General features: G+C 55.1%; 30 protein-coding genes. 7 read left to right on the top strand and 23 right to left on the bottom strand.

The genetic code is table 11. The annotated features are described in order from the left end of the window. Positions 1-22: 22 nt before the first annotated feature. The gene (locus TRICHSKD4_RS18990) at positions 23-1,585 is read left to right on the top strand and encodes a DUF427 domain-containing protein (protein WP_009468542.1); all 1,563 of its coding nucleotides are present in this window, start codon (positions 23-25) and stop codon (positions 1,583-1,585) included. Between the two features lie 14 nt (positions 1,586-1,599). Here TRICHSKD4_RS18990 and TRICHSKD4_RS18985 read toward each other — a convergent pair whose 3' ends face one another. The 4 genes from TRICHSKD4_RS18985 to purL all read right to left on the bottom strand — a co-directional run bounded on the left by TRICHSKD4_RS18985 (position 1,600) and on the right by purL (position 4,994). Next, positions 1,600-1,875, bottom strand: a complete 276-nt coding sequence (locus TRICHSKD4_RS18985) for a hypothetical protein (RefSeq protein ID WP_009468541.1) — start codon at positions 1,873-1,875, stop codon at positions 1,600-1,602. Between the two features lie 213 nt (positions 1,876-2,088). Then, positions 2,089-2,421, bottom strand: coding sequence for a Grx4 family monothiol glutaredoxin (gene grxD, locus TRICHSKD4_RS18980; RefSeq protein WP_009468540.1), 333 nt, complete (start codon positions 2,419-2,421; stop codon positions 2,089-2,091). Between the two features lie 95 nt (positions 2,422-2,516). Further along, complete coding sequence (locus TRICHSKD4_RS18975; RefSeq protein WP_009468539.1) at positions 2,517-2,750, bottom strand: BolA family protein; 234 nt, start codon at positions 2,748-2,750, stop codon at positions 2,517-2,519. 45 nt (positions 2,751-2,795) lie between these two features. Beyond that, a complete protein-coding gene (gene purL / locus TRICHSKD4_RS18970) occupies positions 2,796-4,994 on the bottom strand; it encodes a phosphoribosylformylglycinamidine synthase subunit PurL (RefSeq protein ID WP_009468538.1) in 2,199 nt (732 codons plus the stop codon). Positions 4,995-5,331: 337 nt separating this feature from the next. On the opposite strand from purL, the gene TRICHSKD4_RS18965 reads away from it, so the two are divergent. Beyond that, on the top strand, positions 5,332-6,147 hold the full coding sequence (locus TRICHSKD4_RS18965) for an AraC family transcriptional regulator (RefSeq protein WP_009468537.1): 816 nt from the start codon (positions 5,332-5,334) through the stop codon (positions 6,145-6,147). Between the two features lie 29 nt (positions 6,148-6,176). Here the strand turns inward: TRICHSKD4_RS18965 and TRICHSKD4_RS18960 are convergent, their stop codons facing one another. From TRICHSKD4_RS18960 to purC, 6 genes are all read right to left on the bottom strand, one after another. Then, positions 6,177-6,419 carry a DUF2164 domain-containing protein gene (locus tag TRICHSKD4_RS18960; protein WP_009468536.1) on the bottom strand — a complete coding sequence of 81 codons (243 nt, stop codon included), beginning with the start codon at positions 6,417-6,419 and terminating at the stop codon, positions 6,177-6,179. 22 nt (positions 6,420-6,441) lie between these two features. Further along, complete coding sequence (gene purQ / locus TRICHSKD4_RS18955; RefSeq protein ID WP_009468535.1) at positions 6,442-7,107, bottom strand: phosphoribosylformylglycinamidine synthase subunit PurQ; 666 nt, start codon at positions 7,105-7,107, stop codon at positions 6,442-6,444. 22 nt (positions 7,108-7,129) lie between these two features. Continuing rightward, positions 7,130-7,237, bottom strand: coding sequence for a phosphoribosylformylglycinamidine synthase-associated small membrane protein (locus TRICHSKD4_RS31755; protein WP_139052202.1), 108 nt, complete (start codon positions 7,235-7,237; stop codon positions 7,130-7,132). A gap of 8 nt (positions 7,238-7,245) precedes the next feature. Then, positions 7,246-7,485 carry a phosphoribosylformylglycinamidine synthase subunit PurS gene (gene purS / locus TRICHSKD4_RS18945; RefSeq protein ID WP_009468533.1) on the bottom strand — a complete coding sequence of 80 codons (240 nt, stop codon included), beginning with the start codon at positions 7,483-7,485 and terminating at the stop codon, positions 7,246-7,248. 113 nt (positions 7,486-7,598) lie between these two features. Continuing rightward, positions 7,599-8,135 carry a hypothetical protein gene (locus TRICHSKD4_RS18940; RefSeq protein WP_040617109.1) on the bottom strand — a complete coding sequence of 179 codons (537 nt, stop codon included), beginning with the start codon at positions 8,133-8,135 and terminating at the stop codon, positions 7,599-7,601. 98 nt (positions 8,136-8,233) lie between these two features. Further along, complete coding sequence (purC, locus tag TRICHSKD4_RS18935) at positions 8,234-9,031, bottom strand: phosphoribosylaminoimidazolesuccinocarboxamide synthase (RefSeq protein WP_040617108.1); 798 nt, start codon at positions 9,029-9,031, stop codon at positions 8,234-8,236. A 304-nt stretch (positions 9,032-9,335) separates the two neighbouring features. On the opposite strand from purC, the gene TRICHSKD4_RS18930 reads away from it, so the two are divergent. Together TRICHSKD4_RS18930 and TRICHSKD4_RS18925 are read left to right on the top strand one after the other, a co-directional pair. Continuing rightward, a complete protein-coding gene (locus tag TRICHSKD4_RS18930) occupies positions 9,336-9,659 on the top strand; it encodes a DUF1476 domain-containing protein (protein ID WP_040617241.1) in 324 nt (107 codons plus the stop codon). 125 nt (positions 9,660-9,784) lie between these two features. Beyond that, positions 9,785-10,555 carry an HpcH/HpaI aldolase/citrate lyase family protein gene (locus TRICHSKD4_RS18925; RefSeq protein WP_009468528.1) on the top strand — a complete coding sequence of 257 codons (771 nt, stop codon included), beginning with the start codon at positions 9,785-9,787 and terminating at the stop codon, positions 10,553-10,555. 37 nt (positions 10,556-10,592) lie between these two features. Here TRICHSKD4_RS18925 and TRICHSKD4_RS28405 read toward each other — a convergent pair whose 3' ends face one another. From TRICHSKD4_RS28405 to TRICHSKD4_RS18880, 9 genes are all read right to left on the bottom strand, one after another. After that, positions 10,593-11,378: an SCO family protein gene (locus TRICHSKD4_RS28405; RefSeq protein WP_009468527.1), complete on the bottom strand. Its 786-nt coding sequence runs from the start codon at positions 11,376-11,378 to the stop codon at positions 10,593-10,595. Then, on the bottom strand, positions 11,375-11,968 hold the full coding sequence (locus tag TRICHSKD4_RS18915; protein ID WP_009468526.1) for a hypothetical protein: 594 nt from the start codon (positions 11,966-11,968) through the stop codon (positions 11,375-11,377). Before TRICHSKD4_RS18915 ends, TRICHSKD4_RS28405 begins: the two co-directional genes overlap by 4 nt. Before the next feature lie 12 nt (positions 11,969-11,980). After that, complete coding sequence (locus TRICHSKD4_RS18910; protein WP_009468525.1) at positions 11,981-12,427, bottom strand: hypothetical protein; 447 nt, start codon at positions 12,425-12,427, stop codon at positions 11,981-11,983. Positions 12,428-12,672: 245 nt separating this feature from the next. After that, positions 12,673-13,227 carry an alpha/beta hydrolase gene (locus TRICHSKD4_RS18905; RefSeq protein ID WP_009468524.1) on the bottom strand — a complete coding sequence of 185 codons (555 nt, stop codon included), beginning with the start codon at positions 13,225-13,227 and terminating at the stop codon, positions 12,673-12,675. Positions 13,228-13,309: 82 nt separating this feature from the next. After that, on the bottom strand, positions 13,310-14,059 hold the full coding sequence (locus tag TRICHSKD4_RS18900) for a metallophosphoesterase (protein ID WP_009468523.1): 750 nt from the start codon (positions 14,057-14,059) through the stop codon (positions 13,310-13,312). A gap of 12 nt (positions 14,060-14,071) precedes the next feature. Beyond that, the gene (gene purB, locus TRICHSKD4_RS18895) at positions 14,072-15,400 is read right to left on the bottom strand and encodes an adenylosuccinate lyase (RefSeq protein ID WP_009468522.1); all 1,329 of its coding nucleotides are present in this window, start codon (positions 15,398-15,400) and stop codon (positions 14,072-14,074) included. Positions 15,401-15,501: 101 nt separating this feature from the next. Then, the gene (locus tag TRICHSKD4_RS18890) at positions 15,502-15,954 is read right to left on the bottom strand and encodes a MarR family winged helix-turn-helix transcriptional regulator (RefSeq protein ID WP_009468521.1); all 453 of its coding nucleotides are present in this window, start codon (positions 15,952-15,954) and stop codon (positions 15,502-15,504) included. Beyond that, on the bottom strand, positions 15,947-17,053 hold the full coding sequence (locus TRICHSKD4_RS18885) for a hypothetical protein (RefSeq protein WP_009468520.1): 1,107 nt from the start codon (positions 17,051-17,053) through the stop codon (positions 15,947-15,949). Before TRICHSKD4_RS18885 ends, TRICHSKD4_RS18890 begins: the two co-directional genes overlap by 8 nt. Positions 17,054-17,287: 234 nt before the next feature. Then, the gene (locus TRICHSKD4_RS18880) at positions 17,288-17,596 is read right to left on the bottom strand and encodes a hypothetical protein (RefSeq protein WP_009468518.1); all 309 of its coding nucleotides are present in this window, start codon (positions 17,594-17,596) and stop codon (positions 17,288-17,290) included. A gap of 209 nt (positions 17,597-17,805) precedes the next feature. Here TRICHSKD4_RS18880 and TRICHSKD4_RS18875 point away from each other — a divergent pair, with 209 nt between their 5' ends. Then, complete coding sequence (locus tag TRICHSKD4_RS18875; RefSeq protein ID WP_009468517.1) at positions 17,806-18,141, top strand: hypothetical protein; 336 nt, start codon at positions 17,806-17,808, stop codon at positions 18,139-18,141. Positions 18,142-18,338: 197 nt separating this feature from the next. Here the strand turns inward: TRICHSKD4_RS18875 and rpe are convergent, their stop codons facing one another. The 3 genes from rpe to TRICHSKD4_RS18860 form a co-directional block, all read right to left on the bottom strand. Beyond that, positions 18,339-19,010, bottom strand: a complete 672-nt coding sequence (gene rpe, locus TRICHSKD4_RS18870; protein WP_009468516.1) for a ribulose-phosphate 3-epimerase — start codon at positions 19,008-19,010, stop codon at positions 18,339-18,341. 121 nt (positions 19,011-19,131) lie between these two features. Continuing rightward, positions 19,132-19,860, bottom strand: a complete 729-nt coding sequence (locus TRICHSKD4_RS18865) for a DUF2259 domain-containing protein (RefSeq protein ID WP_009468515.1) — start codon at positions 19,858-19,860, stop codon at positions 19,132-19,134. 57 nt (positions 19,861-19,917) lie between these two features. Next, positions 19,918-20,895, bottom strand: a complete 978-nt coding sequence (locus tag TRICHSKD4_RS18860; RefSeq protein WP_009468514.1) for a hypothetical protein — start codon at positions 20,893-20,895, stop codon at positions 19,918-19,920. A gap of 105 nt (positions 20,896-21,000) precedes the next feature. Here TRICHSKD4_RS18860 and TRICHSKD4_RS18855 point away from each other — a divergent pair, with 105 nt between their 5' ends. Further along, a complete protein-coding gene (locus TRICHSKD4_RS18855; RefSeq protein ID WP_009468513.1) occupies positions 21,001-22,254 on the top strand; it encodes an FAD-binding oxidoreductase in 1,254 nt (417 codons plus the stop codon). On the opposite strand, the gene TRICHSKD4_RS18850 is transcribed toward TRICHSKD4_RS18855, so the two are convergent. Then, positions 22,251-22,730 carry an Lrp/AsnC family transcriptional regulator gene (locus tag TRICHSKD4_RS18850; protein WP_009468512.1) on the bottom strand — a complete coding sequence of 160 codons (480 nt, stop codon included), beginning with the start codon at positions 22,728-22,730 and terminating at the stop codon, positions 22,251-22,253. The two genes, TRICHSKD4_RS18855 and TRICHSKD4_RS18850, sit on opposite strands and share 4 nt — an antisense overlap. 145 nt (positions 22,731-22,875) lie before the next feature. Here TRICHSKD4_RS18850 and TRICHSKD4_RS18845 point away from each other — a divergent pair, with 145 nt between their 5' ends. Further along, a complete protein-coding gene (locus TRICHSKD4_RS18845) occupies positions 22,876-26,394 on the top strand; it encodes an indolepyruvate ferredoxin oxidoreductase family protein (protein WP_009468511.1) in 3,519 nt (1,172 codons plus the stop codon). Positions 26,395-26,398: the final 4 nt, after the last annotated feature.

The following is a 26,398-nucleotide window of genomic DNA, read 5'->3' as shown; positions in this document are numbered from 1 at the left end:
TGTTGGTGTTTATCTCTGGGGCATGACCATTGCAGCCCAGACGACATCCAATGACTACCAGATTTTGGTAGAGCCTATTTCCGGCCTTATTGAGGCTCGGCGGGGCAGCACCGTTTTAGCGCGGACCTCCCGCGCCCTTGTGATGTATGAAACGCGGTTGTCGCCGGTCGTTTATTTTCCGATGGAAGATGTTCTGGCGCCTATGCGGCCAGCTGCGAATTTTCAGACATTTTGCCCTTTCAAGGGAACGGCATCCTACTTTGAATTGGAGTGTGACGGGGAATGGCTGGAACGTGCGATTTGGTGCTATCCGCATCCTTTGCCTGAGAGTGCGGCTCTTGAAGGTTATGTGGCATTCATGCCCGGGATCGCTGATGAGATCGACACGGGAGGGGCTCCGCTTCGAAACTCTCCCGATCGGAGTATTTCCGGCCCACTTGTTGACTGGTTGCTGAGGGAAGCACCATCCATCAAAACGCCTGAAGAACTGACGGCGGCTTTCGCAAGGCGGCTGGTCAAGGAAGGTGTTGCTGTATCGCGCCTCAGCGTCTTGATCTGGTCTCTCCACCCAATGATTGCCGGACGGCGCTATGTCTGGACCCGGGACGACAACAAGATCGAGTCGTTTGAAGCCTTGCATGAAGGGATACGGACGAGCGAGGCTTACAAAACCAGCCCGTTTTATCATGTGTCTCAGGGGCGCGGCGGTGTGCGGCAAAAGCTGGATGCGAATCCGGAAGAGTTTCAATTCTCCATCATGGGCGAATTGCGAGAGAAGGGGGCGACTGATTATGTCGCGATGCCAATGCCCTTCTCTGGCGGGCAGATCAACATCCTGACCCTTGCCAGCGACCATCCCAAGGGGTTCACCACTGCAAATCTGGGCTTGATTTTCGAGTGCTCGTCTATTTTGAGCCGCCTTTATGAGGTGTTTGCCTTGAAAGGCAATGCACAAGTCCTGCTGGAAACTTATCTTGGTGCACGGACCGGTGCACGGGTTCTCGGAGGGGAATTTCGGCGCGGGGACGGGGATGTGATCGATGCCGCGATCCTGTTCTGTGATCTTCGATCCTCCACGCGTCTTGAGACAGAGCTTGGGCGGGATACCTATCTCGATCTGCTCAATCATTTCTTTGAGACAACGACAGATATCGTCAACGCACATAATGGCGAGGTTCTGAAGTTTATTGGAGACGCGGTGATGGCGATCTTCCCGGTCTCAAAAGGTCACAGCGAGGCCTGCCATCAGGCGGTCAGGAGCTCGCTGGAGATCGTCAAACAGCTTGTCAATCCGGACGAGGGTGAGTTTCCACCGATAGAGTGTGGCATTGGCGTGGCTTTTGGCGATGTGACCTATGGCAATGTAGGTTCAAAAGAGCGGCTGGATTTCACTGTGATTGGCAGCGCGGCCAATCTGGCAGCACGTTTGAGTGACTATGGTAAAACAGTTGGTCAGTCGATTGTTGTCGCCAGCGGGGTTTGCGACGACCCGGATCTTAATCCAAAATTTCTTGGGTCATTGGAACTTCGCAACGTGACGCGGCCGGTTGAGGCCTTTGCCTTGCCCGTTGAAGACAACATCTGAGAAAAAGTTACTCTTCAGCGCGCAGATGCCGGCCCGATAAAGCCGCCGACAGGTTGATTGCGGACGAGGATCACAAGACCTTCGTCTGTTGGTTCTGCGTCCTGCACAGCCAGACCGCCATAACCCTTACATAGGTCTTCTGCTGACTTGCCATCTTGCGGTGCGAAGATGGTGATCTTTGTACAGTCGACACGGCGCAGCTCGCCGGATGGCTTATCGACGCTCAGGGCAAGCGCAAAGCCTGCCATGCCGGTCGCTAATGCAAGTGCTGCAATCGTGAAGAGTTTCATTTCCCCTAACCCTCTGCCAAGCGGGCTTTCTGCCCCTAGTCTTGAGGCGGAGAATGACCGTACGCAACTGTACTCACCCTGAAACGGGCATTCATCCTGTGTTCAGGATAGATGATTCGCAGATTTTTTTGGAGATGGCAAAGAATAAAGGCAACCGCCGGAGCGATTGCCTTCAATTTCTACATCTTTCTTCAAAGCCGGTGGCTTGTTCGCTTAAGCGCTTTGCTTGGTTTCAATGCCCTTGTCATTGAAAGTCTGCTGCAGCTCCTGGTTCTGGAACATTTCCCGGATGATATCGCAGCCGCCAACAAACTCGCCTTTTACATAGAGTTGCGGGATGGTTGGCCAATTGGTGAAGTCCTTGATGCCTTGGCGCAGGTCATCGTCTTCTAGAACATTGATGCCTTTATAGGGTGCACCGAGATAGTCGAGGATCTGAACGACCTGTCCGGAAAACCCGCATTGCGGGAAATTCGGTGTGCCCTTCATGAACACGACAACGTCGTTGGTCTCAACTTCGTTCTTGATCCAATCCTGGATGCTCATTTGTTTTGTCCTTTTTCTACCGGGGTCAAAGTCCGGAGTTGGAAATTGGGTCAGTTGATCTGAGGGATCGCGATCCGGGAAGCGTCCCGAAGCGTTTAATCCGGGGCTTTGGTCTGAAGGGCGAGGGCGTGCAATTCGCCGCCCATGTTGCCTTTCAGAGCCTCGTAGACCAGCTGGTGTTGCTGAACGCGGCTTTTGCCACGGAAGGCCTCAGACACAACATTTGCAGCATAGTGATCGCCGTCGCCGGCAAGATCGCGAATTTCAACCTGCGCATCGGGCAGGGCTGCCTTGATGAGCTCTTCAATTTGGTTGGCTGCCATTGGCATGTTGTGTGTGTCCTTCCCTCAAAGATCTTGTCTGGTTTTGCCCGATCAGGACGCGGCCATGTAATTCGGGAACCAAGTTTCGTGCGCTTTTTGCAAAGTTTCAACCGATATGGTGAGGATGCCCTCAACAGTCAAATCCTTGCCGCCGGTTGAGCCGATTTTTTCAGCCTCAATGCCAGCGTCAGACGCATCCTGAAGCAGAGTGGCGACTTTGTCTTCCGAAACGGTCACCACATAGCGCGCCTGATCTTCTCCGAAGAGCGCTGCATGGGCAGGACCGTCCACTTTAACAGATGCGCCAATGCTGCTGACCATTGCCATTTCAGTAAGGGCAACGCCAAGGCCACCAGACGAAATGTCATGAACGGAGGTCACTCGGCCAGCGCCGATAAACTGGCGGACCAGCTGACCTGTCTGTTTTTCCTTCGCCAGATCAACCGGAGGGGGCGCACCTTCTTCGCGGCCGAGCACGTCAGAAAGATATTGAGATGCGCCGAGATGTGTTCCCTTGCCGCCAATCACGATGATTGCATCGCCGTCTTTTTCAAATGCGGCTGTCGCGCGAATGGTGACATCAGGTAGGAGGCCCACACCGCCAATGGCTGGGGTCGGCAAAATAGCCTGACCATGGGTTTCGTTGTAGAGCGAGACGTTGCCGGAGACGATCGGGAAAGCGAGCTCACGGCAGGCTTCGCCAATACCTTTGATGCAGCCAACGAACTGCCCCATGATGTCCGGCTTTTCCGGATTGCCGAAATTGAGGTTGTCGGTGGCCGCCAACGGCTCCGCACCGACAGCCGTCAGGTTCCGCCACACTTCGGCAACGGCCTGTTTGCCGCCTTCAAACGGATCGGCTTCGCAGTAGCGGGGGGTCACATCGACGGTGAAGGCCAGCCCCTTGCGGCCGCCATTCACGCGGATAACCCCTGCGTCGCCCCCCGGTGTTTCCGCGGAATTGCCCTGGATCAGCGTGTCATATTGCTCATAGACCCAGCGGCGGGACGCGCCATTGGCGCTGCCGACGAGTTTTGTCAGGGCTTCTGCATAGTCTTGAGGCTCTGCAATGTCGACAGCAGCAAGAACCGGCTGTTTGGTCGGCTCCACCCAAGGACGATCATATTCCGGAGCCTCGTCGCCCAGTTCCTTGATCGGCAGGTCAGCAACGGTTTCGCCCTGGTGGTTGACGACAAAGCGGAGTGTATCGGTGGTCGTGCCGACAATGGCAAAGTCGAGACCCCACTTCTTGAAGATTGCCTTGGCTTGCCCTTCCAGCTCCGGACGCAGAACCATGAGCATCCGCTCTTGGCTTTCCGAGAGCATCATCTCGTAAGCGCTCATGTTCTCTTCGCGAACAGGGACACTATCGAGGTCCAGTTCGATGCCGAGGTCGCCTTTGGCACCCATTTCGACAGCAGAGCAAGTGAGGCCGGCTGCGCCCATGTCCTGAATGGCAATAACCGCGCCGGTTTCCATCAGCTCAAGGCAGGCTTCCAAAAGACATTTTTCAGTGAAGGGGTCGCCGACCTGAACGGTTGGGCGCTTTTCCTCGATGGTCTCGTCAAATTCGGCGGACGCCATCGTTGCACCGCCGACACCGTCGCGGCCTGTTTTGGCACCAAGATAAACCACCGGAAGGCCAACACCTTCGGCCTTTGAGAGGAAGATGCTGTCGGACTTTGCAAGGCCAGCGGCAAATGCGTTGACGAGGCAGTTGCCATTGTAACGGGCGTGGAACTCAACTTCGCCGCCAACAGTTGGAACGCCAAAGGAGTTGCCGTACCCGCCAACGCCGGCCACAACACCGGAGACAAGGTGGCGTGTGCGCGGATGATCGGGCTCACCGAAGCGGAGCGCGTTCATGGCGGCAACAGGACGTGCACCCATGGTGAACACATCGCGCAATATGCCGCCAACACCGGTGGCCGCGCCCTGATAGGGCTCGATATAAGAGGGGTGGTTATGGCTTTCCATCTTGAAGACGACCGCTTCACCGTCTCCAATATCCACCACACCCGCGTTTTCGCCCGGTCCCTGCAAAACGCGTGGGCCTTCGGTCGGCAGAGTTTTCAGCCATTTCTTCGAGGATTTGTAGGAACAGTGCTCGTTCCACATGGCGGAAAAGATGCCAAGCTCTGTAAAGGTCGGCTCGCGGCCAATCAGTTGAAGAATCCGGTCATATTCATCAGGCTTTAGGCCGTGCGATTCGATGAGTTCGGGCGTGATCTGGATGCTGTTCGGGATCATGTCGGTCCGCTTAACTTGTCGGTCGGCCTGTCTGGCAGGCAGGGATGCCGCCGTTTAGCAGATTGTTGGGACGAAGGGGAGACTCTTGCCTGAAAGAATCCGACATTCTCATCAGGCTTGTGCCAGTTTGTGCCCAGATCTTTATGTTTGTTGCTCCTCAAATTTATTGGTATGTAGTAATTGAATACTGATCTTGATTTGCTACTAGTGAATGTTTCCGCTAGCAATAAAAATGAGGGCTGTTAACTCCAATAGTAAATACATTAATACTTACGGTTCCATTTAAATTCTAAACAGTTTATTTACCCTAGGTTATTTTTTGCGGGCGGGTGTTCCCATGCAGTTAAAACCAATCACTTTGCCAAGAAAAGCAGACGGTGGACTTGACCGTCTGTCCTGTTTGATATCGCGTTTCCGGGTCCAAGTTGCTGCTGTTAAACCGGACAAAATCTATATTGAACCAACGAATTTCTTTGTTTTTGAAGATGAAAACGGCCGTCTTCGGGTTATCTTTTGCCCTCAGGTAGTCAATACGCCCGGTTTCAAGTCAGTTTGTACAAAGCACATTTCAGGCACAGTTCTCATGGCTGCCCATATTGAGGTGTCGGGGGCAGGGCAACACGTTCTGACGGCTATGCCTGAAGAAATTATGGTGCCTCTGGATGAAGCGCCCGAGCTTGCGGTTGTTGTGACACCGATTGTGGATGAAGTCCGCACCCCTCGCTGTGGAGGGTGGGCGGTCCTTCACAGGCTGTTTGAAGTTTTCATGATCCGATTGCTGCGCTGTGTGGTCCAGACACAAGGCACTACGGTCGGCTTGCTCGCCGGGCTTGCACATCCCCGTCTGTCTGTTGCTCTGGTTTCCATACATGAAGCGCCTGACAGGCAGTGGGGTCTAGAAGATCTTGCTGACGTTGCTGGGATGTCCCGTACCCAGTTCGCTGTCACCTTCAAGGATGTGGTTGGGATGACGCCCGGCGCTTATCTGTCCAATTGGCGTCTTGAAGTTGCCCGGGCGGAACTCGCAAGCGGAGCTGCCATTAAGTCAGTCGCAAAAATTTGCGGGTTTTCGAGCACTGCCTCGTTCTCGCGCGCCTTTAGTCGCCGCTTTGGTCACGCACCGAAATATGCACGCGAATCCGTGGGTGCGTAAGTCGTGTTTGAGATGATCAGACCGGTGGGTTAGCTGTCTTTTTCCAATGTGCGCAGTTCATCGCTGATATCGTCCAGCTTTCTGGACATCAGCGCTTCCGCGTCTTTGAGGCCACGATTGTAATAGGTGGCGCCCAGCTTTTCCCCGATCATGTCAATCAAGGCTTCGGCATCCATGTTGCCGATCTCAACGTCAAGCTCGGCATCGAGGTAGGCTCGAAGCTCCGAAGCCAGATAACTGCGCTCTTCGCGATTGAGTGTATCCGGCTTCATGAGAGGGTCCGTTCAAATTGGGTCAGGCGGCGTTCAGAAGGCTTTCAAAGATCAGCCGACCATCAAGCCCGCCATGCAGATCTTCGACCAGATTTTCCGGATGAGGCATCATTCCAAGGACGTTGCCCTGTGCGTTCATAACGCCTGCAATGTCGTTGACAGACCCGTTTGGGTTCGTGCCATCGGCGTAGCGGAAAACCACCTGGCCACTGTCTTCGATCGCCTTGAGGGTTTCTGCATCCGCGAAGTAGTTGCCGTCATGGTGGGCAACCGGGCAGCGCCAGACCTGACCTTTTTCGAACTTTCCGGAAAAGCGGGTTGCATCTGTTACGGTTTCCAGAAGAACTTCCTTGCAAACGAAGTTCAGTCCCGCATTGCGCATCAAGGCGCCGGGCAGAAGGCCTGCTTCGGTCAAGATCTGGAAGCCGTTGCACACGCCAAGAACCGTGACGCCGGCATCAGCCTTGGACACCAGATCTTTGAGGATTGGTGAGCGGGCAGCAATGGCCCCGGAGCGCAAGTAGTCGCCATAAGAGAAGCCACCGGGAACAACCACCAAGTCCACATCGGGAAGTGTTGCTTCGCCATGCCAGACGGACTGTGGCCGGGATCCTGTGATGAGCTCCAGCGCGCTGAACATGTCGCGATCACGATTGGAGCCGGGGAAAACGATAACAGCGGTTTTCATGTCAGAAAGTCCCGGTGTCTGGTCAAAGAAGGAAGAAAACGGCGAGGGCGGCGCATAGGGCCGGAACCAGTATGAAGACGGCTGCCTTGAGGGCCATGAACTTTATGGCGCGGGCGCTGTCTTCATCCATGAAGTGTCTCACTCGATCTCGATGGCGTAGTTTTCAATCACCGTGTTGGCGAGCAGCTTTTCACACATCTGCTCCAATTTGGCTTTCGCCGCAGATGCGTCAGAGCCATCCAGCTCAACATCGAACACCTTACCTTGACGCACAGAGCCGATGCCATCAAAGCCGAGGCCGCCAAGGGCACCTTCAATGGCTTTTCCCTGAGGATCGAGCACTCCGTTTTTCAACGTGACGATCACGCGTGCCTTCATGATGGGTTCTCCAAGGCTTTCAAGCGGCCGTTAGGCCGGACAAACAGGAATGGGGCTCCCATACACGAGGAGCCCCATCAACAAAAGACCTGATCTTCAGAAAAGCCGGGATTTTACGGCAGACGGCGGATTGTCGTATTGGCCAGATAGCGCCGCAGGTTCGATTTCGCGATGCTCGAAGAATACGCAAACGAGGCGACTGTGATGCCCCGATCATTCTGAACGATCGCTCGGGCTGCGACGTAAAGTGGCTTCTCACCACGAGCCTGCACCCGGAAAACCCATTCAATTCCACTGTAGTTCGCGTTTGTTATGCGTCGGCTCGAAATTTGTTTCAGTGCGCCACCGCTTGCGCGGGATGCTGACTTACCAATTTCTGAAATCAGACCAGCACTTATGATATTGGCACGAATAGCCCCTTCGACATTTCCTGAAACCTCTGCGGGTGTGATGACAACAGCCTGCTTTGTCTTACAGGTTCTGCAAAGGTACAGTGTATCACTACCTTTTGTGACGGTTTGCCATCCTTGGGGAGGGAAGTTCGTTTGAATGCTGCCCGGTTTCAGTCCGGTTGTCTGGCAGGCCGCTAGAAAAAGGCAAAGTGACGTTAGGATAAGAAATTTGGTGAATGAATTTAGATGCTTAAACAACAAAACCCCCTATGGTTGTCCACATTGGAGCCATAGAGGGTTTGGTCAATTTTCTCAAGGATCATGCTTGGCATGACCTCAGCGAAAATAGAGGTGCGTTATTGCACCAGTGTCGGGCCGGTCACGGTCGGGCGCTCGTTTTCCATGAGGATACCGAGACGCTTTGCGACTTCCTGATAGGCTTCCAGCATGCCGCCCATTTCACGGCGAAACCGGTCTTTGTCCAGCTTGTCATTGGTGTTGATATCCCACAGACGGCAGCTGTCCGGTGAGATTTCGTCAGCAACGACAATGCGCATCATGTCGCCTTCAAACAGGCGGCCACACTCGATCTTGAAGTCGACCAGGCGGATGCCAACGCCAAGGAACAGGCCGGTGAGGAAGTCGTTGACGCGGATGGCCAGCGCCATCATGTCATCAAGTTCCTGCGGTGTTGCCCAGCCAAACGCCGTGATGTGCTCTTCAGCCACCATCGGATCGTCCAGTTCATCGTTTTTGTAGCAGAACTCGATGATGGAACGCGGCAACTGCGTGCCTTCTTCCAGACCCAGTCGCTTGGCAATCGAACCGGCGGCCACATTGCGAACGATAATCTCGAGCGGAATGATTTCCACTTCGCGGATCAATTGCTCGCGCATGTTCATGCGGCGAATGAAATGAGTCGGAATACCGATCGTATTCAGATTGTTGAAGATATATTCCGAGATGCGATTGTTCAGGACGCCCTTGCCATCAACAATCTCGTGTTTCTTGTTGTTAAAGGCAGTGGCATCGTCCTTGAAATGCTGAATCAGCGTTCCCGGTTCCGGACCTTCGTAAAGGATTTTGGCCTTGCCTTCATATATGCGCCGACGGCGATTCATGGGTACGTACCGTGTGTGTTTGAGGAAATCCATATAGTTAAGGGCTCTTTCCTAGTCAGTTGTTTGCCCTCCCCAGTTTGCGCGGGGCCGCATCACGCGGAGCTGGTCGCGCAATTGGGGGAAACACTGAGTTTCGGCCCCGTATCAGCGGCGCGGAACTTACCCGAACCGGCGGCAAAGTACAATCATTCGAATGGTGAGATGCAATTATCCCTTATCCTTTTGCATTTAAGGGTTCTTCCTGCGTTGATTTGATGACCTTCTGCCGATATGCAAAAGGCCAAATCGTTCCTATATGGAAGGCAACGAGGCGTTCCAGAAATCGGGAGACATCGGAATGAGCACATTCGACAAGCGCGAAGAAGGTTTTGAGAGCAAGTTCGCGCATGACGAGGAGCTGCGGTTCAAGGCAACCGCACGACGCAACAAGCTTTTGGGCCTGTGGGCTGCCGAATTCCTCGGCAAATCCGGCGCTGACGCTGAAGAGTATGCCAAGGAAGTGGTCCGGTCTGACTTTGAAGAGCCGGGTGATGAGGATGTGTTCCGCAAAATCCGTGCTGATTTTGACGCGGCCAAGGTTGAGCAATCTGACCACCAGATTCGCCGGACCATGGATGAGCTGATGCACAAGGCTGTTGATCAGCTGCAAAACGAAGGCTGATTTTCAGTCTCAGTACCTGAAATTAATCAAGGCCTCTGGACACGCAGGGGCCTTTTTTATTGTCATTTGCTCTTGCACCCCACCTTCAGGCGACGTTTGATCCATGCAATTCACTGGAGGAACTTATGTCTGAAATGCAAACCTTGGCTGCCAAGTTGAGAGATGGACAGTTTGTCGTAACCGCTTGGTCTTCGTTGGCCGTGCCCATTTTTGCAGAGTTGCTCGGGCGAAGTGGTTATGAAGCCGTGACCTTGGATATGCAGCATGGAATGCACGGCATAGAGAGTGTTCGTGACGGGTTTGGAGCAGCTGCTCTTGCGGGCAGCCACCGTATCGCCCGTATCCCCGTTGGAGAGTTTGCGACCGCCAGTCGCCTGTTGGACCTCGGTGCGGAAGCTGTCATTGCCCCCATGATCAATTCGGCAGCTGAAGCGCAGCGCTTTGCCGATGCAATGAAGTATCCACCATTGGGCGCTCGGAGTTGGGGGCCTCACAGAACGGCTATGTTGTCGGGAATGGCCCCGATGGACTATCGCCAATCGGCGGACAGAGGCACGCTTGCATTGGCGATGGTAGAAACGCCTGAAGCCCTGAACGCGCTTGATGACATACTGGCCGTTGATGGCATTGATGGCGTGTTTGTTGGCCCTGCTGACTTGTCTCTGACGGTTTCCAAGGGAGAAGAACTCGATCCCAACAGCGAGACGGTGACGGCCCATCTATTGGAGGTTGTTAGCAAGTGCCGCAAAGCGGGCAAGATTGCTTCAACCCTTTGTGTGACGCCAGAACGTGTCCATGAAGTGCGGGACATGGGCTATCAATTGGTTGCTTACGGAATTGATCTTCTCTTGATCCGCGAGGCAGCTGCACAGGCGAGAAAGGCCTGCAATGTGTAGACACACATTCGCAGGAGCTTTCTCCTGAAGTATTAGGCTAGCTGGCCTTTGCGGAGGTCACGTAACCGCGAATAACCTTGGCCAGATGCTCTGGACTAAAGACCGGTGGCAAGATCGTCTGAAGCCTGCCGTCGGGACCTATCAGATAAACCAAACTGCCATGGGCATAAATTGGCTCGCCGTTCTCATCACGGGCAACTTCGGTTCGGTTGACCTGAAATAGCTCCCGCGCTTTGGCCAGCTCGTCTTTTGGTCCGGTTAACCCGATCAGATCGGGGTGCCACTTTGCAAGGTTTTGACGCATGGCGTCCGGGGTATCTCGGTCCGGATCAATGCTGATCATGACGGTTTCTACCGGACTGCCTTCTTCATCGAGAACTTCCATCGCATTTGCAATGTCGGGAAGGACTGCCGAGCAGATGGCCTCACAACTGGCATAGCCGAAAAAGAGGGCGTAGGTCTTGCCGTGAAAGTCCTCTGCTGTTCGCCGGTTTCCGTTGTGGTCGATCAGATCGAACTCGGCTTGCAAATCAATCGGAAACGGCGTCTTGGGTCCGGAGGGTGCTGCGTCTTCGGACACAAAGCTTGGTGCAATATCGGCAAGTTTGGCGCGGCGGTCTTCCATCTCTGCTTCAATGGCTGCGCGGGTCATCGCGGTCCGTTCTCGAGACTGATGGATTTCGCACGTGTCCAGCGCCAGAAGGTGTGCGATGGCCGCAACCGGGCCATCGATTTCAGGTTCGGACTGAATGGTTGCAAGAACCCAGCCGGCGCCGGAGGCGACACCGACCATGAGGCCTGCAATCACCAGTGAGCGTATCATTCCGCGTTTTCCTCGAGCCATTTTTTGTCAGCTTCAAGGCCAATCCCGAAATATCCGGTTTTGGCGATCTCTGCCTTCACGTTCGGATCGCGCTTGAACCACGGGCCCTTGCCCTTGGCTTCTGGATATTTCTTGGCCCACTGTTTGGTGTAGAGGTTTGTCTTGACCCACTCGTCCGACCCGGTCGCGCGGATCAACTGAACCTGATAGACCTTGGCACCGATGCCTGGTGTCAGATCAGGGTCACCGACCAGTAGACCGTCAACTTCAACGTCCTGACCGCAATATTCGGATAGACGGTAGTTTGCGCCGGTGAAGTTTGGCGCGCCGCCCTTGTTTACGATCAACATCTTGTTGTCGTCTTTGCGCATGACGACCATCGGGCGCTCTCCGCCACCGCAGTCGTCCGGGCAATCGCCTGTGAGTTCGCAAAGGGCGTCGGTAACACGTGCTTCAAAACGTGCCTTTTCTTCGCCAAACAGGCTCCAGCTTTTTGCCTGACTGTTCGCGGAATAAGGACCTTCGCCGTCTTCAGAAAGTGCAGGCGAGGCGATCGCGCTCATCATGAGGAGCATTGCAAGTTTCTTCATGGGAATGCTCCTTTATTGTTTTGGTTCTGCGAAGGGCGGCACAAAGCCGTAATCTTCGTGATTGCGAAGCGGAATGCCATTGTCGGCGACAATGTCTTCAACCAGAATGTAGTCGATGCCATCGCGCTCATAGTGCAAGCCATCGGCGACGAGTTGGTGGCTTTGAACAGACAGGATGGTTTTGCCGTCTCCGACCTTGTCATGGTCTTTCCATTTCAGGACCATGTAGATCTTGCCTTCTTCGGTCAGGATGCCGACCGGAATGCCGCCGGCTGCACACCAAAGCGCACATGTGTGGTGCGCGGTGCCGGTGACCGCGTCCGGGCCACCCATAACGCCGGAATAATAGCACCAGCTGTCAATCACTTCGCCGGTGATTTGCACCCGGTCTCCGGATGCTGCTGCGGCCGGAAGCGCTGCTGCGATCGCCGCTCCTGCCAGCAATAGGGATTTGAACACGTTCTCGCCTCCGCAAGTCTTTAGAATATTGAGACTATTGCCGAGGAATTCGCGTTGGGGAACCCGCAAGGCCAACAATAGCAATCACAAGCATGTCAACGAACTCTGCGGCGGTTTTGGAGTGTATTTCTGCCTATTGTTTAAATAGGTAATAACAATGCGCTTGCTGAAACAAAAAACGCGGCTCGGTTCATGCAGGATGAACTGATACCGCGTTTGTCAGATTTGTTCGGTACTTAGGGGAGTTAGCCGAGTTTCTTCATGAAACCGGCAAAGGACATAAGACCCTCTGGCCACGGGCCGTGACCAGACTCCATGTTGATGTGCCCGACCATGCCTGCGTCCTGAAAGGTGGAGCCCCAGGATTTTGCGAAAAGCTCGGCTCTTGCAAACTCGCAATAGGGATCGTTGCGGCTGGCAACCACATGGGTTCGGAAAGGAATCGGGTCCAGTGAGATCGGTTTGAAGGCTCCGCCGTCAAATTCCTTCACCAGCCCTTCGCGGTCCCAATCAGATGGCGCCACCAGATAGGCAGCCTTCACATTGTCTTTCAGCTGATGGCCCATATGCGAGATTAAAATACAGCCAAGCGAATGCCCGACCAGAACAACTGGCCGGGTGGTCTTTTCCAGTCGCTTGAGCAGGGCATCTTCCCAGTCTTTACGAACAGGTTGATGCCAGTTTTTCTGCTCCACGATCCAGGCATTGGCCATCTTCGCCTGCCATCGCTGCATCCAGTGATCAGGCGGCGTTTCGCCGTAGCCGGGAACGAGAAGAATGTCCGTGTCTGCGATTTTCATCGACCAGCTTTCATTGTTTTCAAAGTCAGCTATGTGAGGCGACAGCTTCAGAAATTCAAGTGTTTACAAGGCCAAGAGGCGACTACGAAAGGGGACCAAAAAAACCATGCCTGAGCGAATGAGCCCAAGTTGGTCGACCATTTTGCTCGGCTTGTTGCGCTGCCTTTTGCCAATCATAGGTCACGACCTTTTCGTAAAAGAACCAGCCGATGCCCGTTTTCTGCACGATCGCATATCGTGCATGCGGGCTGCCGATCTCCATCTTGTGCCAAAGAGGCTGGTCATCGTCATAAGCAGGCAAACCGATGCTTCCCGGATTGACGATTGTCTGGCCGGTGCAGGTCAGCCGAATGACCCGGGGAATGTGGGTATGGCCGCAGCAGATGAGGGGTGAGCGTTCGCCTTCAAGCGCGGCTGCAATTGTTGCTTCATCCGCCAAAAAGGCTTTGGAGCCTTCGACCTGTTCTGTCAGGTATTTGTTGTCATGAGTTGGTGTGCCATGACAGAGGAAAATCTCTTCGGAAAACCGGATAGTCGGTTGCAGGGATGCGAGCCATTGTTTGCTTGTTTCTGAAAGCCGCCGAATGGAGAAACCGTCGGTGGTGGTTTCAGGCGAACTTAGTGCGTTCAGAACCTGCCTGTCATGGTTGCCTCGAACAGTCGGCCACTCTTGCTCCATGAGCAGTTGCGCAGTCTCCTCCGGCCATAGCGGACCAGATACGCAATCGCCAAGATTGACGACAACATCCGTCGCCTCCGACTTCAAATCGGCAAGCACAGCCTCAAGAGCTGGTAAGTTGCCATGAATGTCAGAGACGACGGCGATTTTCATGAGTGCAGGTCCTTAGCCTTCCCCGAACACCCGCTTGAAGATCGTGTCGACATTCTTGGTGTGGTAGCCAAGGTCGAACCGGTCGCGGATTTCCTCTTCGGAAAGATACTTGCGCACGTCCTCATCCGCCAGCAGCTCGGTCAGGAAGTCGACCTTGGCGTCGCCGGAGACCTGATAGCTGTCCCAGACCTTCATGGCGTTGCGCTGCACGAGGCGGTAGGCGTCTTCACGGGACGAGCCAGCCTGAGTGAGCGCCAGCAGGATGCGCTGGGAATGAACGAGACCGCCGAGGCGATCCATGTTGCCGACCATGCGCTCCGGATAGACCATCAGCTTGTCGATAACATTGGTCAGACGGGCGAGGGCGAAGTCGAGGGTGACGGTCGTGTCCGGACCGATCATGCGCTCAACGGAGGAGTGGGAGATGTCCCGCTCGTGCCACAGGGCGACGTTTTCCATGGCCGGAACGCTCGACATGCGCACCAGACGTGCCAGACCGGTCAGATTTTCCGTCAGCACCGGGTTGCGCTTGTGCGGCATTGCCGACGAGCCCTTCTGGCCCTTGGAGAAGAATTCCTCGGCTTCCAGAACTTCGGTGCGCTGTAGGTGACGGATTTCCGTTGCCAGACGCTCGATGGACGAAGCGATGACGCCGAGCGTTGCGAAATACATGGCATGGCGGTCACGCGGGATGACCTGCGTGGAGACCGGCTCGGCCTGCAGGCCCATCGCCTTGGCGACATGCTCTTCAACGCGCGGATCAATGTTTGCGAAGGTGCCAACGGCGCCGGAAATGGCACAGGTGGCGATTTCCTCGCGGGCATTGACGAGGCGGGTGCGGCAGCGGTCAAACTCCGCATAGGCCTGTGCCATCTTCAGGCCGAATGTCACCGGTTCGGCATGGATGCCGTGGGAGCGGCCGATGGTGACCGTGTCCTTGTGTTCAAAGGCGCGGCGCTTGATGGCGGCCAGAAGGTCGTCCATGTCCTTCAAAAGAAGGTCGGTTGCCTTGACCAGCTGCACGTTGAAGCACGTGTCCAGCACGTCGGACGAAGTCATGCCCTGGTGGACGAAACGGGCATCAGGGCCAACGATTTCCGCCAGATGTGTCAGGAAGGCGATGACGTCGTGCTTGGTCTCGCGCTCGATCTCGTCGATGCGGTCGATGTCAAAGGTGGCCGCGCCGCCCTTTTCCCAAATGGTCTTTGCCGCGTCCTTTGGAATGACGCCGAGGTCTGCGAGCGCGTCACAGGCATGCGCCTCGATTTCAAACCAGATGCGGAACTTGGATTCAGGGGACCAAATAGCGACCATGTCAGGCCGCGAATAGCGCGGGATCATCAGCTATCCTCTAGCTCGGGAGAAGGTGGGTGCGGAATAGCAGACGATGTGCCGGACCTCAACATGCCAGGCCTAGTGAATTGGTCGTCTGATGGCTTATCTCAGCGATTATCGCGGTTTGCATCCAGATAGGATCGGATTTCGGCGAGCTTCGGCAGGAGGTCGATGATGCTTTCCAGCGGGATTTGCTGCTGCAGTTCGGCAATGTCCGGGGCAAGGGCCAATATCGCGGCATCGCGCAACTGCCTGCCGTCCTCGGTCAGCCAGACGCATTTGCTGCGTCCGTCCTCCGGGTTTGGTGAGAGCGTTACCAGTTTGCGCCGTTCAAGACCGCCAAGCGTGTGGGTCATGGTTGTCTTGGGAACCTGAAAGGCCTGTGCGAGGGCAACTGGCGTTTGCCCGTCCTTTACCCGGATCAGGTGATTGAGCACGCCGAAATGAGCAGCTGTCAGCCCGTCCGGCAAACGGGCTTCCAGCAGCGTGCGACTCAATTGCTCTATGATGCCGATTTCGTTGAAAAAGCCGAAATAGGCAGCAAGCGTCTCGTTATGCATTCACAATCCGGGTTTCCAATGGCCAACGCGGGGAGGGTGCCCTTTGCGGACCATAGCCCAGCCGCCCGAGCATTTGCACCGTGTGGCCGGGTTCGGTAAGCAGTTCATGCACGGCTTTGTAATGGTCGGCCATTTCGGGATATTCCTGCAAGGCTTGGCTCACCGGGTGAAGGGCAAGACCCAGCTCGGTTGTCGTCAGGTTCAGCCGGATCCAGCGACGACCTGCCTCGATTTGGTCTTGCCGCGTATTTCCTTTTGTGGTGACCACGGCATAGGCGGGTGTGTTTTCGTGAATCTCGTGATAGATGCGCATGCCTTCCTGAAAGGCGCTGGATGTTGTGTCCATCTCCGCTTCCCGCGTCAGTATGCCAACCAACATCAGGCTTTCCAGGAAAGGGCCGCCAAGATCGATTCCGTCGGGATTGGCATCGATTTCCGCCCTTCCCATGCGCATCAGATCCACGCTCTCCTTGAGGGTGTGCGGGGTCTGCATTTCGACCTTGTGAGCGGCCCAAGCCAGCTTTTTAACAGCGGATACCTGCTGTTGCTCGGTTATGACCCTCGCAAGGGAGCTCAGGGCCGCAATCTTGTCGGCAGGAACCGGTGTTGACGCAAAAGGCTCCTTGCAGGTCCGGCGATGCATGATCTGGGCAAAGAGCGGATCGGCTTCTGCTCCTTTCGAGAATTTGGCGATCGCCACCGGTCCCGTTTCCCCTTGGGGGTAAAGGTCCAGATCAACCCTGTAACCGTCCTGAGCGGCTGCAATGATCATGAGTTCTAGAAAACAACCAAGGCCGATGGTCAGCTGGCGGTGATAGGGATCGGTATGCGGCAGGTCACGGGTCGTGTCGCGGTAAAGGATCACTGTGTCTGGTGTGTCCAGATCCACCAGCCAGGGCTGGCGGTTATGCGGGTTGGGGGCGAGGATCGCGTGGGACAGGGCTTTGCGTCGCGGCTCTGTTTCGGCTCCGGCCTGATCCCACGGTGCAAGAGCAGTCTTGGGCGTTCGGGTGGCTGCAAAGGATCCAATGCCTGTACCGGCTGCCAAAATGCCTCCACCACCGAGAACAAACAACATCTTGCGTCTGGAAAGGGACATCTGAAACTTCATTGGTACGATATCGTACTAAATGCAAGGGTGAACTTTCCATGGACCTGATCGAGCTCCCGGACATCGTTTAATCGCAAAATGTTAGCGGCTGTTTTTAGAGCGTCGGGCTTCGAATGCACATGCACTCAACAGCAGCACAACACCCCAGGGCATCAGCGGGGACGTGACGTGGACGAGGAAAATATAGAGTGATCCGGAACCGGTCACGATCTGTTCGCCCACTCAGTACTTGAACGTCGAACTGTGCCATGACGCATAATAGGACCTGCAGTCCAGAAAATGCAGGAAGGCGGAGAAGCCGACTGTTCCGGTTGTCAGGCCGACAAACAGTGCGGCAAATCGGGCGCTGGGCTGGGGTCGGAAATGGCGGACAAGAGCGTCGAAGACAAGCGCGAAAATCGCGCCAACGAAGCTGCCAACAGCAAGGAAGCCCAACGTGTCCAGTCTTCCATCTTCCAGAGAGCGACTGGCCTGAGTGAGCTGGAAGGCCGCAAGTGCCGTGATCATAAGGCTCCAGACAAGTGCAAACACGGCAGAGCGTCTCCATCGGCAGAGATGGAGTGAAGAGAAGCACGCGGGAGCGCAATCATCTGTTGGGCCATTTGCCATGGCACTATTGTTGTAACCAACAATTGATTGAAAAAGCCTTCGCATGGAGAAGAAGCGAAGTTGGAACGGGTTTATCTTGATCTTTGATTGTGTCTACCTGTTTTTGCAATTCAGGATTTTGGAGTTTTTGCATGAATTTTCGTTCAATTGGTCTCGCCCTTGGCCTGTCCGTTCTTGCGGTTGCGCCTCTTGCCGCGCAAGACGTCGATTTCGGTCGCTTCCTGACCACGGCCTCCGGCGTCTCCGGCGTTGCGGCTGCTCTCACAGGTCTTGGCACCTGCGATACGGAGATTTGGCACGGTTATGCCTATGACGAGGCAACCGGGTCAGAAAACAAGGACCACCTCTATTTCGCCTGCCAGTACTACGACAAGGAAGACGAGCAGATGTACGACAAGAGTGTCGTTGCGAAGTTTCAGTTTTGGGACAAGAAGGCGGTTCTTGAAAGTCTGACTTATCTGCCGTGATGTAGATGGTTAGAAATTAAAAGTTTAGTTTTCAATTCTTGGCGTGAACCCAAACGGTATCTCAAGTGACATGGCCGCCATTGGCGGAGTATCGCTCATGCCTGCGTTTGGGTTCACAGTCTGAAGCTAAATGAATGCTGTCATGCAAATCAATCAGATTTCACTATGCTTATTGGCACGATGAACGACTGATATGATCACGCGTTTGCGGCCGCAGATCGAATTGCGTCGATATTGGTGCGGTAGCTCTCAACGCTGTCGCCCTTGAAGACAGCAGAGCCTGCGACCAGCACATTTGCGCCAGCCGCCGCAACCAACGGGGCGGTTTCCGGCGTCACGCCGCCGTCGATCTCAATGTCAATCCGGCGGTCGCCGATCATGTCCTTGATGCGCTTGACCTTCTCAACAACCGGGTGAATGAACTTCTGGCCACCAAAACCGGGGTTCACTGTCATCAGAAGGACGAGGTCGAGCCGGTCCAGAACATATTCAATGACGTTTTCCGGTGTTGACGGGTTCAGCGAAACTCCCGCTTTCTTGCCCAGATTGCGAATTGCCTGAAGCGAACGGTCGAGATGCGGGCCGGCTTCTGCATGAACGGTGATGATGTCCGAGCCTGCTTTAGCAAAGGCTTCCAGATAAGGATCGCAAGGCGCGATCATCAGGTGTGTGTCAAAGACCTTGTCCGTGTGCGGGCGGAGCTTGGCAATGACGTCCGGGCCAAAGGTAATGTTTGGGACAAAGTGACCATCCATCACGTCCAGATGGATCCAGTCGGCTCCCGCTTCCACCACATTGCGGACTTCCTGTCCAAGCTTGGAAAAATCCGATGCCAGAATGGATGGGGCGATGAGAACGTCTTTGGACATGAAAAGGCTCCGCTTGCCAAATGTCAGGATTGTGCAAGCCCGCTAACACGTGGATACGGACAGGGCAAGCCAGAGCAGGGCCACTCAATCGGTTTAAGCCAGGATGGGGTGAAGTTCTTGATCAAAAAGGTGCGGTGATGGCAATGAAGCGACCATCTGGCCCTTCAAAACCCAGCGTGCTGACATGGACGAAGATGGCCATCACCGGCAGCCGGTCTTGCGGGAAGTATGTCACCACGCGGTCGATGCGATACGACAAGGCACAGCCCCGGCTTTTGGGCAGGATCTTGTCGTGATGGAGCGTCCGGGTTTGACCGGCGTGGGATACACTAAGCCGGAACCCCTTGGTTTCTGCTCCATAGCCGCTGCAGGTTTCGTCGGGTAGGTCAAACTGAGAGAGCGATACGGTCAGCTCCCCATTAATCGCTGGAATCGCGAAGCGCGGATTGACCCGCATTTCAAAAGGGTTGGCGTTGAGTTCAGTGATTGGGTTGTGACCAACGATCTCGCCTTTTCCGGCAATGCCGGACCCACTCAGCAACTCCTGCGCGGCCAAACGGTTTTCGCTGCGGGTTTCTGTGAGCAGTCGATCCGGATCGTAACCTTGGGTTTCGTCCACTTCGTCGGTTCGGCGGAAAGGGGAGGGCTTCACCCATTTGTCGCCTTTCACGTCCAAGACGTAAATCTCGGAATAGGGAAAGCCCGATCCATCCTGAATGCCATATTGCTCAAAGGCAAAGTGATTGCCATCCTTTGAAAACCCAAGGATCTGCAAACTGGCTTGATCGCCAGCAAACGAGGCCAGTGGAACAAGAAAGAAGGCGGAGAATGCAAGCAGGAGCCGTCTCATCAAATCAATTCACTTGAAATTGAAGTCGTCACAGCTAACGCCGGAATTGTGTCTGCCTCAAGTCGAAGGTGCTTGAACCAACCCGCAGTACCGTCTGCCAAAGGGACGCAAGATATAGGGCAGGGTGTAGATTGGGAGTTGGGCAAGGGCGAACCAGAGCCAGGCGGCATCCGGCAATGTGCCTCCAAGGGCAGCGACCAGAAGGCCCATGTTCCGCGCTCCGCTGGAATGGGCAATCACGAATGCATCAGCGCGCGAAGACTTTGAAAACACCAATAGCGTCAACACGATTTGCGTGAAAGCCAACACAAAGGTGAGCGCGGCTATAACGGTTGTGAAGACAGGGCGCTCCAGAAAGCTGGCAGCCACCCCATCCATTGCCGCAATGGCAAAGAAAAAAAGCACCATGACGTTAAGCCCGTCGATCTGATATCGCGCGGTGCTGATCCTTGCCTCGCCAGCCAGCTTTCGAATGATCCACGCAGTTCCATAAGAGCCGCCGAGCAGGAGCGCGAGATGCAGGCCGAGATCCAAACTGCTCAGCGGCAGGTCTGGTCCAAGCATTAGCACGCCGATCAGCGGGGCTGTTAACGGCGTCGCCATGATCCCGATGACCAACACCGTCAGGCTGAGGGCACCGTCCAGCCCCATCAGGTAAATGAAAGCGGGTGCGGACATGACGGACGGTGCGGCTGTTGCAATGAAGACGGCCAACATCACCTCGGGACGCAATGCAATGAGACCAGTGGCATGTACCAGTACGACCGCCAGAAGGGGCAGGGCCAGAAGCATCCAGAGAGTTGAGGCGAGAAGAAGCGTCGGACGTTTCAAACGAAGAAGGATTGCCGCCGTGTCCACCCGCATGAAAGCCAATACAAGCAGGACAAACACCGCCTCGCTCAGATAAGGGCGGGCGTAGCTGGAAAAGGCCGGCAGTAACATGCCGATCACGACTGAAATCGCGACGGCCGCGGCACCACGTTGTCCGATCCAGCCAAGGGCGGAAAACGGGAGCGTGATCAGATATTTGCCCAAAATCAGACCTTTCAACCGTTAAATAACGCGGATTGCCCTTGTGCTTTTTGTCTGCTGGAAAAACTAGGGTAAGACATAAATTGTCTTTTTTTCCAAGAGGGTGTCTTGCATCAGGCTGATGTTATTGTTCTGGGCGCAGGGATCATCGGGGTTTCCACCGCGATGCATCTACGCCAGCGCGGGCTGGATGTTATCCTCGTGGATCGGCGCTATCCGGGCGAGGAAACGTCGTTTGGCAATGCCGGTGTTGTTGAGCGCAACGGCTTTGCGCCGCATCCGTTTCCGTCCAATCCAATCACTTTGTTGCAGATCCTGTTTGGCCAATCCTCGGCGGTTTCACTGGATCTGAAGGCCTTGCCGCAACTGTTGCCTTGGCTGGCCGCGTATAAGCGTTATGGCTCTCAACGGCATGTGCAAGACTATGCGCGGATTATGGGGCGCATGCGCGAGATGGTGCTGGAGGAACATGCCAAGCTTTCTGAGCTGGCCAATTCCCAACGATTCTACCGAAAAAGCGGCTGGCTTCACTTGTTCAAGTCCGGCCCCGGCTTTTCCGCCGGAGATACAGAGCGGTATTTTGCGCGGGTGTTCGGGGTGGATTACCACGAGCTTGATGAAGAAGGTATCGCGGGTCTTGAACGTGATTTGACCACGACGGGCTATAGCGGATTGTTCTGGCCGCAGACAGAATCGGTCTCCAGTCCCGGTGCGGTGACGGAGGCAATTTGGCGGGCTTTTGTGCGTGAGGGCGGCAAGTTTTTCTCAGCCGATGCGACGCCGTTAAAACGGGTTCGCGGCCAGTGGATGCTGCCCTGTGATCGCGGCGAATTGGTGGGGCGGCATGTGGTCGTTGCGCTCGGGCCGTGGTCAGGGGAGTTCTGCAAGCAATTTGGTGACCCCTTTCCGCTGGCCGTCAAACGTGGGCATCACCTGCATTTCCGGCCAAGGTCTGGGGCGTCTTTGTCACGCCCTGTTGTCGATATGTCGAATGGCTTCGTGCTCACTCCTATGGAAAAGGGAATCCGTTTGACGACCGGCGTTGATTTTTCGCATCGGGACGCTGCGCCAAACGTGGCGCAGATGGCGCTTGCAGAGCGTCGGGCGCGCGAGATATTTCCGCTTGGAGAGGCGGTGGACGCCGAACCCTGGTGTGGCAGCCGCCCATGTTTGCCGGATTCTCTGCCCGTTCTTGGCAAGTCCCAGAAAGTGGCCAATCTCTGGTACAATTTCGGCCACGGTCATTCAGGCTTTACGCTCGGCCCGCTGAGCGGCCGCCTGATGAGCGAACTCATCCTTGGGCAGACGCCAGCTGTTGACGTTGAGCCGTTTTCTCCAGCCCGATTTGGACCGCAGACTTAATTCTCTCGAAGCGGTAGAACACAGGTGTCCTTGACCGTGTTCACCACGATGCGCGACTGAACGTCGGACACAAGCGTGTTGTCCAGCAGTTTCAGCCTGAGAAAGTCGTCATAGGCCTTTATGTCATCGGCAACGACCTTGATGAGATAATCGACAGCCCCCGTGATGCGCTCGCAGATCACAACTTCCGGCCAGTGATGCACCAGCTTGTCGAAAGTCTCCATGTTTTCCCGGCTTGGTACGGCCAGTTTAACAAAGGAGTAGGCAATAAACCCGAGTCCGACCGATTCTCGGTCGATAACTGCGGTGATTTGCTTGATAATCCCTTGTTCCTTGAGTTTCTTTATACGGCGCCAGCAAGGGGTTTGGCTCATGCCTGCCTCCCTTGCGATATCTGCGATTGACATTGATGCGTCGCGTTGAAGAACACGCAAAACGCGAATATCCGACGGGTCGAGTAGATTTTTTTCGTTCATGGCTCTGGAGAGGAATTTTTACGCGTTGTTTTTGGTTGTAGGCGGGACGATAGCACAGAAATTGCCCGAGAAAAAAACGATATTAGTCTGATGATACGAGGCCAGGACGACGGGCCCAATAAAATCCGGCAAGGAGGGAGATCGGATGAATGTTCACGTGCCCCACGATATCCGTCAAGGGATCACCCTTGAAGACAAGTATGTGGCAACAAGCGGTCAGGTTTATCTGACCGGAATCCAGGCGCTGGTGCGGCTTACGCTAGACCGCGTGCGTCTGGACCGCGCAAATGGATTGAAAACCGGGGGATTTGTCTCCGGCTATCGCGGCTCCCCTCTGGGTGGATATGACACCGAGCTGATGCGGGCAAAGCGCCATCTCTCCAGTCATGATGTTGTGTTCAAACCAGGCATCAACGAGGAACTTGGTGCGTCAGCCGTTATGGGATCACAGAAGGCTCGCTTGCATGGACAGGGCTCTGACTATGACGGCGTGTTTGGTATCTGGTACGGCAAGGCTCCCGGCGTTGACCGGGCAGGTGATGCCCTCAAGCAAGGCTGTGCGTCCGGCACAGATCGTCATGGCGGTGTTTTGGCGCTTGCCGGGGATGACCATCTTGCAAAATCCTCCATCCTTCCGGCGCAGAGCGAATTTTTCTTCCAGCACGCCGAAACGCCAATCCTGAACCCCTCCGATATTCAGGATGTGTTGGACTACGGCCTGCACGGACTGAAAATGTCCCGTTTCTCCAGTTTGTGGACGGCCATCATCTGTCTGGCAGACACGATGGATGCGTCGGCGACCATCAACGTCAATGATGACCGGCTGCAGTTTCTGCGCCCTAGCGAGCAGGACCCGCGCGAGGATTATCGCCAGAACCGTGACCTCTTCCTTGGGAACCGCCTTGAAACCGAACGCCTGATCCGCGAATTGCGTCTGCCGGCTGCGCAGGCCTATGTGCGGGCAAACGGCTTGGATCGGGTGGCCTTTGGCGCGGACCGCCGTGTGAAACTTGGTCTCGTTGCCACCGGCAAGGCCTATCGCGACTTGCGTCAGGCGCTTGATCTAATTGGATTTACGCAAGAACGCGCTCGAAAATTTGGTCTGGCGATTTACAAGGTCGCAATGCCGTGGCCGCTGGAGCCGGAAGGGATCACCCGCTTTGCCAGCGGTGTTGAGAAAATGCTCGTTGTTGAGCACAAGCGTGCCTTCCTTGAAACGCAGATCAAGGAAATTTCGTACCACTGGAACGCTGAAAAACGTCCGCAAATCTGGGGCAAGACCCAGCCGAATGGCGCGCCATTCCTGTCGGATGTGCTTGAGCTGTCTGTTGCCGAAATCATCGAAGCGCTTTTGAAATGGCTTCCCGAAGAGGCCATCACGCCGGAAATGCGTGAGGTTTCAGAGCGCATGAACCGTCAGGTGATGTGGGCACAAGGCCATGCAGAACGGGCAGCCCGCATTCCTTATTTCTGTTCCGGCTGTCCGCACTCCACATCCACCGTTGTACCGGAAGGCTCCCGTGCCCTGCCAGGAATCGGTTGCCACGCGATGGCTGAGGTTGCTGGCCGTGTGACCGATGGTCAGATCGCCATGGGCGGTGAAGGCGTGATCTGGATGGGGCAAAGCGCGTTTTCCAACGACAAGCATGTTTTCGCCAATCTGGGTGATGGAACCTATTTCCACTCGGGCATTCTTGCCATTCGTCAGTCTTTGGCCTCAAAAGAAAACATCACCTACAAGATCCTCTACAACGATGCTGTAGCCATGACCGGTGGTCAGGATGTTGAGGGTACGTTGACCGTACCGCAAATTACCCGCCAGTTGTCTGCGGAAGGTGTCAAGAAGGTCGTTCTCCTTAGTGAAACGCCTGAGGTTTACGGCTCTTGGAGCAATCTTGCGCCGGGCACCGACATTCATCACCGCGACCACCTGATGGATGTTCAAAAAGAGCTTCAAAAAACTGAAGGCGTGACGGCGATTGTTTACGATCAGACCTGTGCTGCTGAAAAGCGTCGCCGCCGCAAACGGGGCCTCTTTCCCGATCCGGACAAGCGGATGTTCATCAATGACCGGGTCTGTGAAGGCTGCGGAGATTGTTCGGTTCAGTCTAACTGCTTGTCAGTCGAGCCTCTTCAAACACCATTTGGCGAAAAGCGTCAGATCAACCAGTCCAGCTGTAACAAGGACTTCACCTGTGTGAAGGGTTTCTGCCCGTCTTTTGTCGAGATCGAGGGTGCAGCGCTCAAGAAGCCGGAAAAGGCAGAAGTTGATATCGATGCGCTGGTTGCCTCCATCGACAAGCCAGAATTGCCGTCGCTTGAGCGCACGCACAACATGCTGGTTGCCGGGATCGGCGGTATGGGCGTCACCACCATCAGTGCCGTTTTGGCAATGGCTGCGCATATCGATGGCAAACAAGCCTCAACACTCGACATGACGGGTCTTGCCCAAAAAGGTGGTCCTGTGACCTCTCATGTTCGCTTTGCAGCTGCTGATCGCAGCATCGAGGGTCCGCGTGTTCCAACGGCAAGCCTTGATCTGCTTTTGGCCAGTGACATGGTGGTTGCGACCAATGCCGAGCAGCTGGCAATGGCGAACCGTAAGGCGACAACCACAGTGGCCAATACGCGCGTTGCGCCAACGGCTGAGTTTGTTCTCAAACAAACGCTGTCCTTTGACGAAATTCGCATGGACCGGGCTCTGAATGACGGGTCAGCGACTTATCTGGCGATGGATGCAGCTGGAATTGCAGAAAAGCTTCTGGGCGATGCCATCTTCGCAAACATGCTGCTTGTTGGCATGGCCTATCAGTCCGGCAGCATTCCGGTTTCTGCCAAGGCGATTGAAAGCGCGCTGGAGCTGAACGGTGCTGCGGTAAAGCCAAACATTCAGGCGTTCCGCGCAGGGCGTGTTTTGGTGGCTGATGCCAATCTCATTTTGGACAAGCTGCCGCGTGAGGAAAAGCAGCCTGAGCTGAGTCTTGATGAAAAGATCGAGCAGCTTGCCAAAGAGCTGACTGCCTATCAGGACACGGCTTATGCCGGGGTTTATCGCGATCTGGTTGGCATGGTTCAAAAGGCGGACCGTGAACATGGTCCAGGAACGGAGCGTCTGACGTCGACAGTGGCAGATATGCTCTACAAGGTCATGGCCTATAAGGATGAGTATGAAGTCGCACGGCTTTACTCCGACCCGGCCTTCAAGAAGAAGGTTGCTGCGCGTTTTGCTGATCCAAAGAAGCTGAAGGTTCATCTCGCTCCACCGCTTCTGGCACAACAGATCGATGCGCGGACAGGCCGACCGAAGAAGATAGCGTTCGGTCCTTGGATCTTCACGGCCTTTGGTTTGATGACCAAGTTCAAGCATCTGCGTGGCAGCTGGCTCGATCCGTTTGGCAAGACCGCTGAACGCAAGGCTGAGCGTGCCTTGATCGAGCAATACAAGGCTGATCTGAAGCGCATTGTGAAGGACATCACACCGTCCAACTACGGACTTGTCGTGGAACTGGCTCGTGTTCCGGATCAAATTCGTGGATTCGGTCCGGTGAAAGAAGCCAACATGGAAAAGGCTGCTGCGAAGCGTTCGCAACTGCTTGAGCAGCTAGAGAAAAACGGCAATGACGACCGGGATGGATCCGGCTCGTTCATGGAAGCGGCCGAGTAATTAT

The organism is Roseibium sp. TrichSKD4 (assembly GCF_000148725.1).
Classification (GTDB): domain Bacteria; phylum Pseudomonadota; class Alphaproteobacteria; order Rhizobiales; family Stappiaceae; genus Roseibium.
This window is presented reverse-complemented; position numbering and strand designations above follow the sequence as displayed.